This window comes from Arthrobacter sp. MP_M4, assembly GCF_035984855.1.
Lineage (GTDB): Bacteria > Actinomycetota > Actinomycetes > Actinomycetales > Micrococcaceae > Arthrobacter.
The window spans coordinates 102,540-116,479 of the sequence record NZ_JAXCHX010000001.1; the positions used below are offsets into that span (position 1 = coordinate 102,540).

Consider the following 13,940-nt stretch of genomic DNA (forward strand, 5'->3'; position numbering starts at 1 on the left):
GGTCCGCCGGGCGGTCCCGCCCGGTTACTTGGCGTTGTCGTAGGAGTCCACGACGGCGACGCTGACCGGAAACTCGACCGGAATCTGGCCAAACAGCAATTCCTTGGCCACGTTTGCCGCTTCTTCGACGGCCCGAATGCAGTCGGCCACCGCGGCCTCAGGGCAGTGGATCATGACTTCGTCATGCAGGAAGAACACCAGTTCCCCGGCGGGTCCGCCGCCGGCACGCATGCCACGGAGCCGGCGTCGCAGTTCCGCCAGCCAGCAGGCCGCCCAGTCCGCGGCGGAACCCTGGACCACGAAGTTGCGGGTGAACCGGCCCCGCGAGCGGGCGATCGAATCGGCCCGGCGCTGTTCCTCGGCACTGGCGGACTGCTGGCTTTGCAGCCAGCGTTCGGATGGCGGCGGGCTGCTCCGGCCGAGCCGCGACGTGACTGTCCGGCCGGCTTCGCCCTCGCGGGCTGCCTGCTCCACGAAGCCCACGGCCCGCGGGTAAGTGCGCGTCAACTGTGGCATCAGGCGCCCGGATTCGCCGGTGGTGGCTCCGTAAATCGCCCCGAGAAGAGCTACCTTGGCCTTGGCGCGGTCACCGCCAAACCCCTGCGCGGCGATGCCGGCGTACAGGTCCTTGTCGCGCGCAGCCTCGGCCATCCTGGAATCCTGTGCCAGCGCCACGAGAACCCGGGGTTCGAGCTGGGAGGCGTCCGCGACGATCAGTTTATGGCCGGGATCGGCGTGAACGGCGCCCCGGATCTGCCGGGGAATCTGCAGCGCGCCGCCGCCGCGCGAGGCCCAGCGGCCCGAGACCACTCCGCCCACTACGTACTCGGGCTGGAACCGGCCGTTTTTCACCCAGGCGTCCAGCCAGGCCCAGCCATTGGCGGCGTGCAGCCGCGAAAGCTTCTTGAACGCTAACAGCGGCTCGATCGCGGGGTGGCTGGATTCTTTCAGCTCCCACTGCCGGGTGGACTTTACCTCGATGCCGTTCCGGTGCAGGGCCCGCATGAGCTCCTGCGGGGAGTCCGGGTTCAGGCCAGGGGAATTCAGCAGCCGCCGCAGTTCAGCGGTGAGGGCCTCCAGCTTGGCCGGACGGTGGCCCAGTGGAGGCCGGGGGCCGAGGTAATCCGCAAGGATCTGCTCGTGCAGCTCCTCGCGCCACGGCACGCCGGTGTGCTGCATTTCGGCCGCGATCATGGCCCCGGCCGACTCCGCCGCGAGCAGCAACTGGAGGCGCTGTTTCCGGTTGTTACCGGGCTGTCCGGCGCCACCATCGCCCACGTGGGCGAGAGCATCCTGCTGGGCGCCGAACTCGGCGCGGAGCTCCTCGGGACTGTGGCGGGGCGCCCTGCCCAGCCCGGGATCATCGAACAAGGCGCCCTGGTCAGCCGGCGGAGGAGGCGGTTGCAATGCCCGCGGCGGCTGCAACTCATCGTCCTGGGTCAGTTTCTCCGCGTTCTGCGCGTAGGCGGTGTGGGCGGTGAACTCCGAATGCGCCAAAATCGCGCCGCACAACGTGAGGTCGTAACAGCGTTCCAATTCCACCCCGGCAGCCAGCAGCGCCGGATACCAGTCCTGGGTCCGGTGCCAGATCCAGCGCGGCCGTCGCTGTTCGAGTTCCCGCACGACGCCGGCCAGCCCGGCGGCGCTTACGATCCGCGGGTCCGGGGCGGCCGGGTCCGGGGAGCCGTCCACGGTGAGCGCCTGGAGGACTGCGCCGTCAGCATGGGCGGCGAGCAGCAAGTACATAGGGACAATTCTGCCCTGCGGGACGGGGCTCCACGTCCACTTCTCCAGCCGTCATGGCGGCGTGCTTGTCCACATAGCTGCGGCCCCAGGTTACGGCGGGGCCGCGGGACGGGAAGAGTGGCCGCATGAGCAGACATCAGCTACCGAGTTCCGGGGCTGGCCGTCGCGCTGGCTCCTCGCCCGGGGGAGGCGTTGGACCGGACGATGGCGCCGCGGGTACGGCGCCGGGTGACGCGGCGTGGTTGCCGGCGGAGTTCGCGGAGACGTTGCTGGTGACGGGACTTGAGGTGCTCCGCAGTGAGGTTGAACGCGTCGTGGCGGCTACAGGAAGCCGGCTGCGTACCGTGGGTGATATCAGGGCGGCGGCACCTTTCTGGAACTCCGCCACGGAGGTCCTGCTCGGCAGTGACATCCGTGAACTGCCGCCGCGGGGACGGGCGCCGGCCGTGCTCGTCGGCCTCAACGGGGACGGCGACGGCCTGTGGCAGCTGGCGGCCGCTGTTGGCGCCGAGCGCGTCGCCGTGCTCCCGGAGGGCGCGTCCTGGCTGGCCGAGTACCTCAGCCGCTCCCGCAGGCCCGAACCGGGAGGATTCGTCCTCGGGTTCGTCGGGGGTTGCGGCGGCGCAGGGGCCAGCACCGCAGCAGTGTGGGTCGCGCATGCCGCCGCACGGCGGGGCGTCAGTGTCCTGCTCGTGGACGGCGATCCCCGGGGCGGGGGCCTGGAGCTCTCGATCGATGCCGAGGAGACACCGGGACTGCGGTGGCCGGATTTGGCCGACGCCCGGGGCACGATCGATCCCCGCCAGCTTGCTGATTCCCTGCCGGTTGCCGACGGGTTCCCGTTCTTGTCCTGGCCAGGACACAAGGACCGGCAGGGCGGAGTGGACCGCGCCGTCGTGGCGGGGGTGTTGGATGCCGCCCGGCGCGGTTTCGAGCTTGTGGTCATGGATCTTGGCCGGTGCCGGGAAGCCCTGCGGACGTTTGCCTGGGACTGTGACCGGATCATCGTCATGGTGCCCGCGCTCCTGCGGGCGGCAGTGGCGGCGGCCCGGCTTCTGGAAGACCTGCCCGCGGTCGAAACGGTGCTCGTGGTGCGCAGCAGCCCCGGCGCTGCCCTCGATGCTGAGTTGATTGCCGAATCAGTCGGATTGCCCCTGGCCGGAGTCTTCCCGGATGTCCGGCAGGCGCCCGGCGCCACCGAGCGCGGCCGGCTGCTGGACACCGGACGGCAGCGCAAGGTTCGGCTATTCGCCGGCATGGTCCTCGACTTCGGCGCCGGGGCAACTTGATGAGCGCCCATTCCGCGCCCGGCCCGGCGGATGCCGGCCGCAACCCGGATGCGGCCGGCAACGCGGGTGCTGCGCGCTACCGGCACGGGAGCCGCGCCTCCGTCGATGCACTGTTGCTGGAGTCTGTCCGCGAATCGGTGATGTCCGACGCCGGGCCGGTGACGCCGTCACGCGTGGCGGCGGCCGTGCAAGCGAGCGGGCGGCTGCTGGGGACCGCCGGCGCGCTCGCCGCCGTCGAGGGGATCAGCGCCGAACTCAACGGCCTCGGACCCCTGCAGGTGCTGGTCCGTGACCCGGCCGTCACCGACATCTTTGTCAACGGCCCGGGTTCGGTCTGGCTGGACCGCGGCAACGGGCTCGAACGGGCCGCGGTTGAGTTCTCCGGCGAGCCGCAGGTCCGGGCACTCGCAGCCCGGCTCGTGTCTGCGGGCGGGCGGCGCCTGGACGACGGTTCCCCGTGCGTTGACGTCCGGCTTGACGGCGGATATCGGGTCCACGCCGTCCTGCCACCGATCTCCACGGAGGGGACACTCCTGAGCATCAGAATCCGGCGCGACCGGGTCTTCTCCATGGATGAACTGCGGCGGAACGGAATGTTCGGGTCGTTCATGCAAACCGTGCTGGAACGCATGGTGGCGTGCCGGTTGAGTTTCCTGATCAGCGGTGCCACCGGGTCCGGCAAGACCACGCTGCTTGCCACGCTCCTCGGTCTCTGCCCGCCGGGGGAGCGGCTGGTCCTGATTGAGGACGCCTCGGAACTTAACCCGCTGCACCCGCACGTTGTGTCGCTGGAGGCACGGCACGGCAACCTCGAAGGCGGTGGCGTGGTGGATCTGGGTGAACTCGTGCGGCAGTCCCTGCGGATGCGGCCGGACCGTTTGGTGGTTGGGGAGTGCCGGGGTGCCGAGGTACGCGAATTGCTGGCCGCCATGAATACCGGCCATCGAGGAGGAGGCGGAACCATCCACGCCAACACCGCCGCGGATGTTCCCGCCCGGTTGACCGCGTTGGGGGCGCTGGCGGGCATGTCGCAAGATGCGGTGCGCCTCCAGGCGGCCAGCGCCCTCGACGCCGTGGTCCACGTGGACCGCACGAAGGCCGGGAGGAGCGTGGCGTGCCTGGGGGTGCTGGACGACACCGCGGCGGGTCTGGTGGTCGGCTCCGCCGTGGACGTTTCCGAAGGCACCATCCGTTGCGGGCCCGCCTGGCCGCAACTGTCGGCCCGCCTGGGTCTGGACCCCGACGGCCCCGGCGGAATCATCGCCGGGGGATCCGCCCCGCCGCAGGAAGATGCAGTGCACCAGGGCCCGGGCGGGGGCACGGGATGACCTAGGCGCTCCTGGGCGTTCTGGTTTTCGCGGCGGTCCTGGCGCTTTCGGCGCCCGGGGATCCTCGCCGCAGGATGCGTGCGGCGTTTGCCGGCCCGCCAGGTGCCGCGGGCTCGTCACCGGCCCGCAGCAGAGGAAACCGGTGGCCTGGACGGATTCCTCCGGCCGTTTCCATGACCCTGTTCGTGCAGCAGATGGCGGCCCTGCTCAAGGGTGGCCGCACGCCGGCGCGGTTGTGGGGCGAGCTGTGGCTCCTGCATGCGGGCGGACCGTCCGCATCCTTGTCCCGGGAGGCTTCGGTTCAGCCGTGGGAGACGTCTGGGCAGCGGGCGCCGGTGCTTGCCCCGGGCTCTCTGCGCTTGCTTGCAGCCGCCCGGTCCGCAGCCGTTCAGGGGTCGTCCGTCGGCGCGGCCATCCGCCTCGCCGGAGCAGCCCCCTCCGGGCCAGCCGGATCTGGAACACTGCGGTGGAACCGGGCGGCCGGGGAGAGGTTGGAGCTGCGGGTCTGGTTCCAGCTCGCCGCGTGCTTTGACGTGGCCGAGGCAACGGGTTCCCCGCTGGCGGAACTGTTGACGCGGTTTGCCGCCCAACTGGAGGCGGAGGACGACGCCGAGGCGGCCCGGCAAACGGCGCTGGCCGGGCCCCGCGCGACCGTGCGGCTGCTGACCGGGCTGCCGTTCCTCGGCCTCGGCCTGGGTCTGGTGATGGGTGTGGACCCCGTCCATCTTCTGCTGGGAAGCCCGTGGGGAGCGGCGGCGCTGACCGCGGGTCTGGCGCTCACCACGGCCGGCCGGATCTGGTCGGCACGGCTCGTCCGGGCAGCTGAAGCCGCCCGGCCGTGACAGCCGACGCCGCGGGCCTGGTGGTGCTGGCGGTCCTCGTGGCCGTGGCAGTCACAGCGCGATCCGGCGACGGCGCGGCCAGGCGGCGGCTTCGACGTCAGACCCGGAGTACCCCCACGGTTGACGGGCCGGCGGGCCCGCATGACGGCTTCCGGCCATCCGGCCGATCCCTGGGCCCCGGGCTCGACGACACGGCGATGATGCTGGAACTGATCGGTGCGATGCTGGAGGCCGGGGCGGGACTGGACCGGGCGCTGGCGCTGGTGGCTGAGCTGGCGACCCCGGACCTCCGGTCACCGTTGCGCCCGGTGGTCTCGGCGCTCGCGATTGGCGCCGACTGGGACACCGCCTGGCGCAGTTCGGCCGTCCGGTCGCCCCGGCTCCTCGCCCTGCGCGAGGCACTGGGGTTTGCCGCCCTTACCGGCGCACCGTCCGCCGCCATCCTCTATGCCCAAGCGGCGCGCCTGCGCCGTGAGCAGTTCCGGGCAGCCGAGAAAAAACCCGCAGCCCTTGGCGTGAGACTCGTCGTGCCCCTGGGATTGTGTTCGCTGCCGGCCTTCGTCTGCCTGGGCGTCATCCCGGTGCTGCTTGCCATGCTGCCGGGCTGAACCGGCACCAAGCAGTTCCCCGGCGGCGGGTCAGTTGTCCTCCACAGCCCGGGCTGATGGCCGGGTTTTCCACTTGGCCTCGGGAGCTGCTACCAGGCCGGTCTTCGGGCCGGAAGAGTCTAAGAACAGCCGGCAATTCCGCCGGAATCTACGAAAGGAAAGCCACCATGTCCACCCATTCCACGGCACGTGACGGCGCAGTCAACGCCCAGCAGAGCCGGGCGCCGCAGGACAGCGCCGAGATCCGTGAAATCTACCCGGGGTCCAGCGGGCCGGTCCCGCGCCGCGCACGAAGGCTGCGGGAGCTGCTGGGCGCTGAGACTGGCATGGCGACAGCCGAATATGCCATCGCCACGCTCGCCGCCGTGGGCTTTGCCGGCATCCTCGTGTTCATTATGCGTAGCGATGAGGTCCGCGGGTTCCTGCTGAACCTTATCCGCACGGCGCTCGCGCTGCCATGACAGGCCGTTGGCCGGTTCGGCGGGCACCCAGGGCAGCGGCTTCCGCGAGCCCGTCGGCAGCCCCGCGGGAGCAGCGGGGCCCAGGGACCACATGCCGCGGTGCTGTGACAGCAGAATTCGCCGTCGCGCTCCCTGCCGTGGTGCTCCTGCTCGCCCTGTTGCTCGCGGGCTCTGCGGCCGGGGTGACCCAACTGCGGCTCGAGGAAGCAGCCAGGGCCGGTGCCCGTGCCCTGGCGCGCGGCGAGGACGCCGCTGCCGTGGAAGGGATCGTCCGCCGGCTCGCTGGCACCTCGGCCTCCTCGGCCGTGGCGTCCGACGGGCAGTGGCTCAGCGTCACAGTCTCCGGCAAGGTTCCAGGGGCCGTTGGCTCACTTCTTCCCTGGAACCTCACCGCCCGCGCCTGGACCCGGGGTGAAACGTCAGGTCCGGTGGCCGCGGTCCGGAGTCCCCGGACGCGGAGCCACCAGCTGATGCAAAACCTGGCCGCATGAACCGGCCGGTGAGCTCCGGGACGCCGCGGTCCGGGCATCCGCTGGACCCGGCGCCTACGGCAGCCCGCGCGTACCGGGAGCGCGGTGCCGGCACCGTTTTGGCGCTAGGCCTGGGGCTGCTGGTCGTCCTCGCCACCGTGCTCGTCATGCTGCTGGCACAGTCGGCCGCGATGGCGTCGCGGGCCGCCGCCGCCGCCGATCTTGCGGCGCTGGGAGGGGCGGATGCTGCCCGGGGCCTTGTTCCGGGAGAACCCTGCGTCGTCGCCGCGGACATTGCCCGCCGGAACGGCGCAAAGATCCTCAGCTGCTCGCAAGGCACCGGCGGCACGGTGCAGGTCCGCACCGAACTCGAGGTCCGCACCCCCATAGGCGGGGCCACCGGGCTTGCCCGGGCAGGCCCGCCCCCGTGAGCCGGTGGTGCTAGGCCTGCAGCGGTGAGACTGCGGGGTCCGTCTGCGTGGCGGACATCTGGTCCGTGGCCTCTTCGAGCAGGACATCCAGCAGTGTGACCGCGGCGTCCTTGTCGAGGGGATTGTTTTTGTTGCCGCATTTGGGTGACTGCACGCAGGACGGGCAGCCGGACTCGCATTCGCAGGCCTTGATCGCGTCACGGGTGGCGGCGAGCCAGACTCTTGCCTTGTCATAGCCGCGCTCGGCGAAACCAGCGCCGCCGGGATGGCCGTCATACACGAAGATGGTGGGCACGCCGGTGTCGGCGTGAATGGCAGTGGATACCCCGCCGATGTCCCAGCGGTCGCTGGAGGCCACGAGCGGAAGGAGCCCGATGGCGGCATGTTCGGCCGCGTGCAGTGCGCCGGGGAACTGCGCCTCGATCAACCCCGCGCCGGTCAGCGAGCGGTTGTCCATCACAAACCACACCGCCTTGGTGAACAGGTCCCGGGCTCCCAGCTGCAGCGGTTCCTCACCGAGGATTTCATTGGAAATCAGCGCCTTGCGCTGGAAGGACACCACCTGCGTTGTTACTTTCACGTCCCCGAAATGCACGGCCACGTCACCCCACTGTGTGGTGCGCTGGGTTTCGAGGACCTCGATCTGGGTCACGTCCCGGGCAGTCGTGTAATAGTCCGGGTTCGCGCGGCGCACCATCACGCAGTGATCGTCTTCGTTCAGGTCCTCCACCACGTAGGTCTCGCCCTGGTGGACGTAGACGGCCCCGGCGTGGGCCTGGTAGTGCGTCTGCGGGGAGTCCATCGTCCCCAGGAGGGAACCGGTTTCGGCGTCCACGATGCTCACCGGCCCGCCGCCGTCGGCCCGCAGGTTCACCATCGCTGCGGCGCTCTGCGGGTGGGTCCAGAACCACCCCGCCGGGCGGCGGCGCAAATACCCTTGGGCCACCAACTGGTTCAGGAGCTTCTCGGACGTGGCACCAAACAAGTCCAGTTCGGCGTGCCCGATCGGGAGTTCGGCGGCGGCGGCACACAGGTGCGGACCCAGTACATAGGGATTGGAGGGATCAAAGACAGTGGCTTCCACGGAAACGTCGAAGATCGCCCCGGGGTGGTTTACCAGGTACGTGTCCAGCGGGTCATCGCTTGCGACGAAGGCGGCGATGGCGTCCTGCCCCGCCCGGCCGGCCCGTCCGATCTGCTGGAACAACGACGCCCGGGTTCCCGGCCAGCCCGCCACGAGCACGGCGTCGAGTCCGGAGATATCGATGCCCAGTTCCAGGGCCGACGTACTGGCAACGCCCAGCAGCTCGCCGGACCGCAGCGATTTTTCCAAGGCCCGGCGTTCCTCCGGCAAATAGCCCGAGCGGTAGGCCGCGACCCGTTGCGGCAGGCTGGGATCAACTTCGTCGAGGAGCCGCTTAGTGATGGCGGCAATGGTTTCGGCGCCGCGACGGGATTTGATAAACGCTATGGTCCGCACCCTTGAGGACACCAGATTGGCCAGCAGATCCGCGGTTTCCGCCACGGCGGTGCGCCGCTCCTTGGCGCCGTTCTCGCCCCGGAGCTCGGTCAAGGCCGGCTCCCAGAATGCGACTGTCGTGGAACCGTGGGGGGAGGCATCCTCGGACACGGCACGCACCGGCGCTCCGATAAGCCGGCCGAAAGACGTTCCGGGCTCGGACGCCGTGGCCGAGGCTGCGATGAACACGGGCCCGGGCCCGTCCGGGCTGTAGTAGGCGCAGATGCGGCGCAGCCGTCGCATCAGGTTGGCCACATGGGATCCGAAGACGCCGCGGTAGCTGTGGGTTTCGTCAATGATCACGTAGCGCAGCCGGCGGAAGAATCGTGCCCACCAGGCGTGGTTGGGGAGTATTCCGAAGTGCAGCATGTCCGGGTTGGCCAGGATGAAGTTCGCGTGGTCCCGGATCCAGCGGCGGGACGCGGGGTCGGTGTCGCCGTCATAGGTTTCAGCCCGGACCGTGGGGATTTTCAGTGCCCGGATGGCGGCAAGCTGGTCGGCCGCCAGGGCCTTGGTGGGGGAGAGATACAGGGTGACGGCACCGTCGTCGTGGATCTTGCCGGGATCGGCGAGGACCCGCAGTTCCGACCGGTGGATCGCGTCCAGGGCCGGCAGTTGGTAGGCGAGCGACTTGCCGGACGCGGTGCCGGTGGCGATCACCACGTGCTCGCCGCCGTGGGCGAGGTCAGCTGCCTGGATCTGATGGCGGTAGGGCTGGTGGATACCGAGTGAACCGTAGGCGGTAACCAGATCAGGGTGGGCCCATTTCGGCCACGGCGCGTGGACGGCCTGGCGGGCGGCGATGGTCCGCACATGACGGAGCTGTTCCGGGTCCGGGCCGCGGCCCAGCAACGGAATCAGGGACTCACGCGGGTTCACTCCTCCATTCTTTCACCCGGCCTCAAATCATCCGGGCCCGGGATCCCCGGGTGTCAGCCGACGGACAGGTCCGCACCCTCGTCCGAGGCGGAAAGCATCATCACCTGGCAGACGCCCGTCCAGCCGAGATGCGAATACAACTTTTGCCCGTCGAGCGATGCCAGCAACAGTCCGGTGTCGACATCGTGCTCAAAAGCCTGTGCGGCGAGGGCCCGCATGATGAAGCTGCCCAGCCCCCGGCGTTTGTACGCCGGCTCGGTGATGATCTTGTCGAAGATGGCGGTGTGACCGACCACAAACACGCGCCCGCTGGCCGCCACCTCATCCCCGGCATAGACCACGGCATGGTGAACGCCGTCGGACCGGGAGGGCTCCCAGCGGAGGTCGTCGTCCGGGAGCCAGGGATCCTCCGCGTCCTGGGTCTCCATATCCACGATCATCATGGTCTGCGAGGCCGACGTGACGTTGAGCCCGTGTTCCCGGGCCAGGAGTTTGTATCTCGCGAGGTCGTTCGTGAGGACCGTCAGAACCCGGGCAGGCACTTCACCGGTGGTGGCGGCCAGGTGCGCGAACTCCGCATCGGAAGGATCGTGACTGAAGTATTCCCACTCGTGGGTAGTGTCCGCCCGGAGGGCCGCAGGAAACCGGCCCTCCCTGCGTGTTTCGTATCCCCGGCACCCCGCCCAACCGGTGACCCAGGTTTCCAGCAGATGTGTGGTGTCTTCAACCATGGCCTCGAGACTCATGGAATGAGAGTATTCCAGCCATGCCCCATGCAACAGGGGCGGGGCCCTGCAACAGGCCTTGCTGACGCAATTGTGACAGGACCGCACCCGGCCTGCTGCCGGGACCGGGCTCCAGCCAGGGGTCCAGCCGGTACCCTTAAACGGTGGCGTTGAACAGAATTGTGCTCTTTTACGGCTTTACTCCTCTCCCGGACCCGGACGCCGTCCGGCTCTGGCAGCGGGCGCTCTGCGAAAAACTAGGACTGACCGGCCGCATCATCATTTCCAAAGACGGCATCAATGCGACCGTCGGCGGCGAGCTGAAAGCGGTCAAGCAGTATGTGAAGACCACCCGCGAATACAAGGGCTTCCACGAAATCGACGTGAAGTGGTCCGACGGCGGCGCTGCCGACTTCCCGCGGCTGAGCGTCAAGGTCCGCGACGAAATCGTGTCCTTCGGTGCCCCCGGTGAACTCAAGGTTGATGCCGGCGGCGTCGTCGGCGGCGGCAAGCACCTTTTGCCCGATGAACTGCACCAGCTCGTCGAAGCGAGGAAGACGGAAGGCGAGGAAGTGGTCTTCTTCGATGGCCGCAACGGCTTCGAGGCCCAGATCGGCAAATTCAAGGGTGCCGTGGTTCCGGATGTTGCCACCACCCACGACTTCATCAGGGAGCTCGACTCCGGCAAGTACGACGCGCTCAAAGACAAACCGGTGGTCACGTACTGCACCGGCGGCATCCGCTGCGAGGTGCTCTCCAGCCTCATGGTGAACCGCGGATTCAAAGAGGTGTACCAGCTCGACGGCGGGATCGTCCGCTACGGCGAGACCTACAAGGACCAGGGCCTCTGGGAAGGCTCCCTCTACGTGTTCGACAAGCGCATGCACCTCGAATTCAGCGAGGACGCGAAAACCATCGGCGAATGCGTGCGCTGCTCTGCCCCGACGAGCAAATTTGAGAACTGCTCCAACGCGTCCTGCCGCACGCTCACCCTGTACTGCGCGGACTGTGCCGCCAGCCCGGACACCCTTCGCTGCCCGGACGGCTGCGCTTCCTGAAGCCCGGGGGTTCCGGCGGCACCGTTGCATGGACCGAAGGAGCCGGGTGACTGCCCCGGGAGCTTAAATCCGGCTCACCCGGTAGGCGAAGTTGGCGCCCGCTCTGGCCCTGACGATTATGTGGAGCACGACGTCGGCGGGCAGGTAGACCACGTTGACGCGGGAAGTCCCGCACCGCAGGTTCAGGTCCACCAGTTCCATATCGTCGTGGCCGATGCTGAACGAGACCCGCCGCGGGCTCCGGCAGGCCAAGGTCAACGCGTAGCTGCCCGCGGGCAGATACGTTGTGGTTTCCTCGTGTTCCTCCGCCGCCGCGAGGGTGCCGTAATTGCTGTGGAACACCTGTCCCTGGGCGTCGGGAAGCACCTGTGCGGCCCACGCGTCCAGTGCGGCTCCGGTAACGGGCCGGCTGAGCATGGGATCCCGCGGCAGGGCGGCATCTGTCGGCGCGGGAGCAGGGGCCGATGCCGTTCCGCCGGCCGACCCGTCGTCATATTCGTAAGCGCAGCCCACCAGCGACGACCCCAGCAAAAGGGCGGGGAGCAGTCCCACGGCGCAGGCCGTGCGGGTCCGGAGCATGCCTGATGCCGGGACAGTGGGCATGTCCCGACTTTAACCCTCCCGGTGTGGCCGCGCCAGTGCCGGCGGTCCCTGCGGCCGGGTTGTTCCGGCTTTAGTGCCCGGGCCCGCTGAAACGAATGGCGGGGGGCGCATCGGGCTTACTGTGCCGGCGTGAGCTGGTAGGCGTAAACCAGCGGGGCGTCAACGCTGGAGGTGCTGACCTGCAACGCCCCGGCCGCGGGGACTTTGATGCGCGCCGTCTCGCGGCTCCCGTTGCACGCCGCACCCGCCTCTGCCAGTGTGGCGCCGTCCAGGGACACCCCGAAGAACGCTTTGCCGCCGCCATCGCAGCTCACGGTCAGCAGGTAGCTGCCCGCACCGATTCCGCCTGCGGTCTTGACGATTGGATCGCGGTTGAGGATCTTTCCCGCGTCCTCCAGCACTATCCCGGCGGCCGAGGGAAGCGCGGTGGCCTTCCACTCCTGCACATCGGTGGACTCGACGGAACGGACGGGGGTGCAAGCCGCTGTGGCAAGGACGATGACGGCGGCGGCAGCCGCGCCGAGCGCTGCCCTGCGGACACCCGAAGCAGGGGGCCCGGAAGCAGGGGGCCCGGAAGCAGTGCGCCCGGAAGGACGGGCGCCGGGAATGGGGAGGAACATGCTTCCAACTTACCGTCCCGCGCCCGGCCCCGGGACGCCTACCCCGAAGCCAGCTCCTGCACCGGCCCCCTGTGCAGGGCAAGGTACACGCGGTCCCGCATCAGGTTGGCCTCCCCATCCGTCAGGGTCCGGTCCAGTGGCTGCAGTACCAGCCGCAACAGGACATTAACCTGGCCGGGAGTGATGCGGAGCCGTTCGACGGCGGCAGCCGGCAGCCCCGACGCCGGGGTCACCGCCCGGATTTCCAGGGCGGCCAGCAGCTCTGCATCCGGCCCGAGGACCGTCCGTGCACGGTCGCCCAGCAGTTCGGCGTCGGCCTCCGCCGGGGAGTCGAGGACGAGGGACAAATCGCGCCGGACCTCCGGCATCACCGACACCGGCCGATACGGGTTAAGGTCCCGCAGCTGGGCCACGACGCCGGGGTGGTCCGAGCGGAGGAGCCGAATGTCCCGGATGCCCTTGCGCAGCATCACGGCACGGTCCAGTCCGAGTCCCAGGGCAAGGCCCGCCCAGCGCCGCGGGTCGAGTCCGGAGCCGCGAAGGACCTGGGCGGCTACGAGGCCGCATTCGGCCAGTTCCAGCCATTCCCGGGTACCGTCCGGCTGGGTGACCAGCACGTCGACCTGCCGGCCTGTGTCCGTGTAGCTGTGGTCCGCCGGGCCCGCACGCCACTGCACGTCCGGGTAAACGGCGGCCGGTAGGACCGCCTCCACGACGGCCGACATCATCTGCTCTAAATCGGCGGCACCGAGCAGGCCGCGCGCTTTGAGCCGCCAGAGATCCACCTGATGCGGGGTGCCCACATGGGTTCTGTCAATCGCGTCCCGCCGGAACACCAGGCCGGGCAGTGCGTGCAGCCGGTCGTAACGGCCCAATTCCAGGCGCAGCGAATCCAGAAGGGCAGGAACGCCCGCTGAAGTGTGGCTCCGCAGCATCACTGTGGGGCTGACGTGGCGGGAATAGCGCGAGTCCCTGGTGACGTCGTCGGGGGAATAGCCCAGCCGGTCATAGTTGTCGGCGGTCGCGACGAGCGGACTGGACCGGTGGGTCTGGACGCCGATGCCCCACAACCGATCCAGCGCCGTCGTAATGTCAGCCAGCAACAGGGACATCGCGTGCGGGCCCTGCGCGGGATCGGAAAGATCACGCATAGCCAGGGCTGCCTGCAGGTCGGGGGGGGTTACATACTTTTTCACGAGGGGGTCCTTTTTGTGTGAGAGCGGAGGGGAACTTCACCCTCAGCCGCTGCACCGGACGGACCCCGGCGGCTGCGATTACGTGCGCGGCAGGAAGCCCGTGCGGCCGGAAAGCGGCCGAGGGCTGATAAATCGCTGCTGCAGATGCATACCTCCCATGCTACG

At 69.1% G+C, this 13,940-nt stretch carries 14 protein-coding genes; 8 read left to right on the plus strand and 6 right to left on the minus strand.

Annotation, left to right across the window (positions count from 1 at the left end):
* Positions 1–24: 24 nt before the first annotated feature.
* Entirely contained in the window at positions 25–1,746 is a 1,722-nt protein-coding gene (locus RCH15_RS00510; protein ID WP_326956969.1) for a bifunctional 3'-5' exonuclease/DNA polymerase, read from the minus strand.
* A 125-nt stretch (positions 1,747–1,871) separates the two neighbouring features.
* Here RCH15_RS00510 and ssd point away from each other — a divergent pair, with 125 nt between their 5' ends.
* From ssd to RCH15_RS00545, 7 genes are all read left to right on the plus strand, one after another.
* Positions 1,872–3,035, plus strand: coding sequence for a septum site-determining protein Ssd (ssd, locus tag RCH15_RS00515; RefSeq protein ID WP_326956971.1), 1,164 nt, complete (start codon positions 1,872–1,874; stop codon positions 3,033–3,035).
* On the plus strand, positions 3,035–4,363 hold the full coding sequence (locus tag RCH15_RS00520; protein WP_326956973.1) for a TadA family conjugal transfer-associated ATPase: 1,329 nt from the start codon (positions 3,035–3,037) through the stop codon (positions 4,361–4,363). The genes ssd and RCH15_RS00520 overlap by 1 nt, the downstream gene beginning before the upstream one ends.
* 173 nt (positions 4,364–4,536) lie before the next feature.
* The gene (locus RCH15_RS00525) at positions 4,537–5,205 is read left to right on the plus strand and encodes a hypothetical protein (RefSeq protein WP_326956975.1); all 669 of its coding nucleotides are present in this window, start codon (positions 4,537–4,539) and stop codon (positions 5,203–5,205) included.
* Positions 5,202–5,813 carry a type II secretion system F family protein gene (locus tag RCH15_RS00530; RefSeq protein ID WP_326956976.1) on the plus strand — a complete coding sequence of 204 codons (612 nt, stop codon included), beginning with the start codon at positions 5,202–5,204 and terminating at the stop codon, positions 5,811–5,813. The genes RCH15_RS00525 and RCH15_RS00530 overlap by 4 nt, the downstream gene beginning before the upstream one ends.
* Before the next feature lie 167 nt (positions 5,814–5,980).
* On the plus strand, positions 5,981–6,274 hold the full coding sequence (locus tag RCH15_RS00535) for a DUF4244 domain-containing protein (protein ID WP_326956978.1): 294 nt from the start codon (positions 5,981–5,983) through the stop codon (positions 6,272–6,274).
* A gap of 104 nt (positions 6,275–6,378) precedes the next feature.
* A complete protein-coding gene (locus RCH15_RS00540) occupies positions 6,379–6,765 on the plus strand; it encodes a TadE family type IV pilus minor pilin (RefSeq protein WP_326956980.1) in 387 nt (128 codons plus the stop codon).
* Positions 6,762–7,175 carry an Rv3654c family TadE-like protein gene (locus RCH15_RS00545; RefSeq protein ID WP_326956982.1) on the plus strand — a complete coding sequence of 138 codons (414 nt, stop codon included), beginning with the start codon at positions 6,762–6,764 and terminating at the stop codon, positions 7,173–7,175. Before RCH15_RS00540 ends, RCH15_RS00545 begins: the two co-directional genes overlap by 4 nt.
* Positions 7,176–7,185: 10 nt before the next feature.
* On the opposite strand, the gene RCH15_RS00550 is transcribed toward RCH15_RS00545, so the two are convergent.
* Both RCH15_RS00550 and RCH15_RS00555 read right to left on the minus strand, forming a co-directional pair.
* Positions 7,186–9,573, minus strand: a complete 2,388-nt coding sequence (locus RCH15_RS00550; RefSeq protein WP_326956984.1) for a DEAD/DEAH box helicase — start codon at positions 9,571–9,573, stop codon at positions 7,186–7,188.
* Between the two features lie 53 nt (positions 9,574–9,626).
* Positions 9,627–10,319 (minus strand): GNAT family N-acetyltransferase, encoded by a 693-nt coding sequence (locus RCH15_RS00555; protein ID WP_326956986.1) that lies wholly within the window; start codon positions 10,317–10,319, stop codon positions 9,627–9,629.
* A 143-nt stretch (positions 10,320–10,462) separates the two neighbouring features.
* Here RCH15_RS00555 and trhO point away from each other — a divergent pair, with 143 nt between their 5' ends.
* Positions 10,463–11,356, plus strand: coding sequence for an oxygen-dependent tRNA uridine(34) hydroxylase TrhO (trhO, locus tag RCH15_RS00560; RefSeq protein ID WP_326956988.1), 894 nt, complete (start codon positions 10,463–10,465; stop codon positions 11,354–11,356).
* Between the two features lie 63 nt (positions 11,357–11,419).
* Here the strand turns inward: trhO and RCH15_RS00565 are convergent, their stop codons facing one another.
* The 3 genes from RCH15_RS00565 to srmL all read right to left on the minus strand — a co-directional run bounded on the left by RCH15_RS00565 (position 11,420) and on the right by srmL (position 13,775).
* The gene (locus tag RCH15_RS00565; RefSeq protein WP_326956990.1) at positions 11,420–11,959 is read right to left on the minus strand and encodes a hypothetical protein; all 540 of its coding nucleotides are present in this window, start codon (positions 11,957–11,959) and stop codon (positions 11,420–11,422) included.
* A gap of 116 nt (positions 11,960–12,075) precedes the next feature.
* On the minus strand, positions 12,076–12,579 hold the full coding sequence (locus RCH15_RS00570) for a hypothetical protein (protein ID WP_326956991.1): 504 nt from the start codon (positions 12,577–12,579) through the stop codon (positions 12,076–12,078).
* A 38-nt stretch (positions 12,580–12,617) separates the two neighbouring features.
* Positions 12,618–13,775 (minus strand): PheS-related mystery ligase SrmL, encoded by a 1,158-nt coding sequence (srmL, locus tag RCH15_RS00575; RefSeq protein WP_326956993.1) that lies wholly within the window; start codon positions 13,773–13,775, stop codon positions 12,618–12,620.
* Between the last annotated feature and the right edge of the window lie 165 nt (positions 13,776–13,940).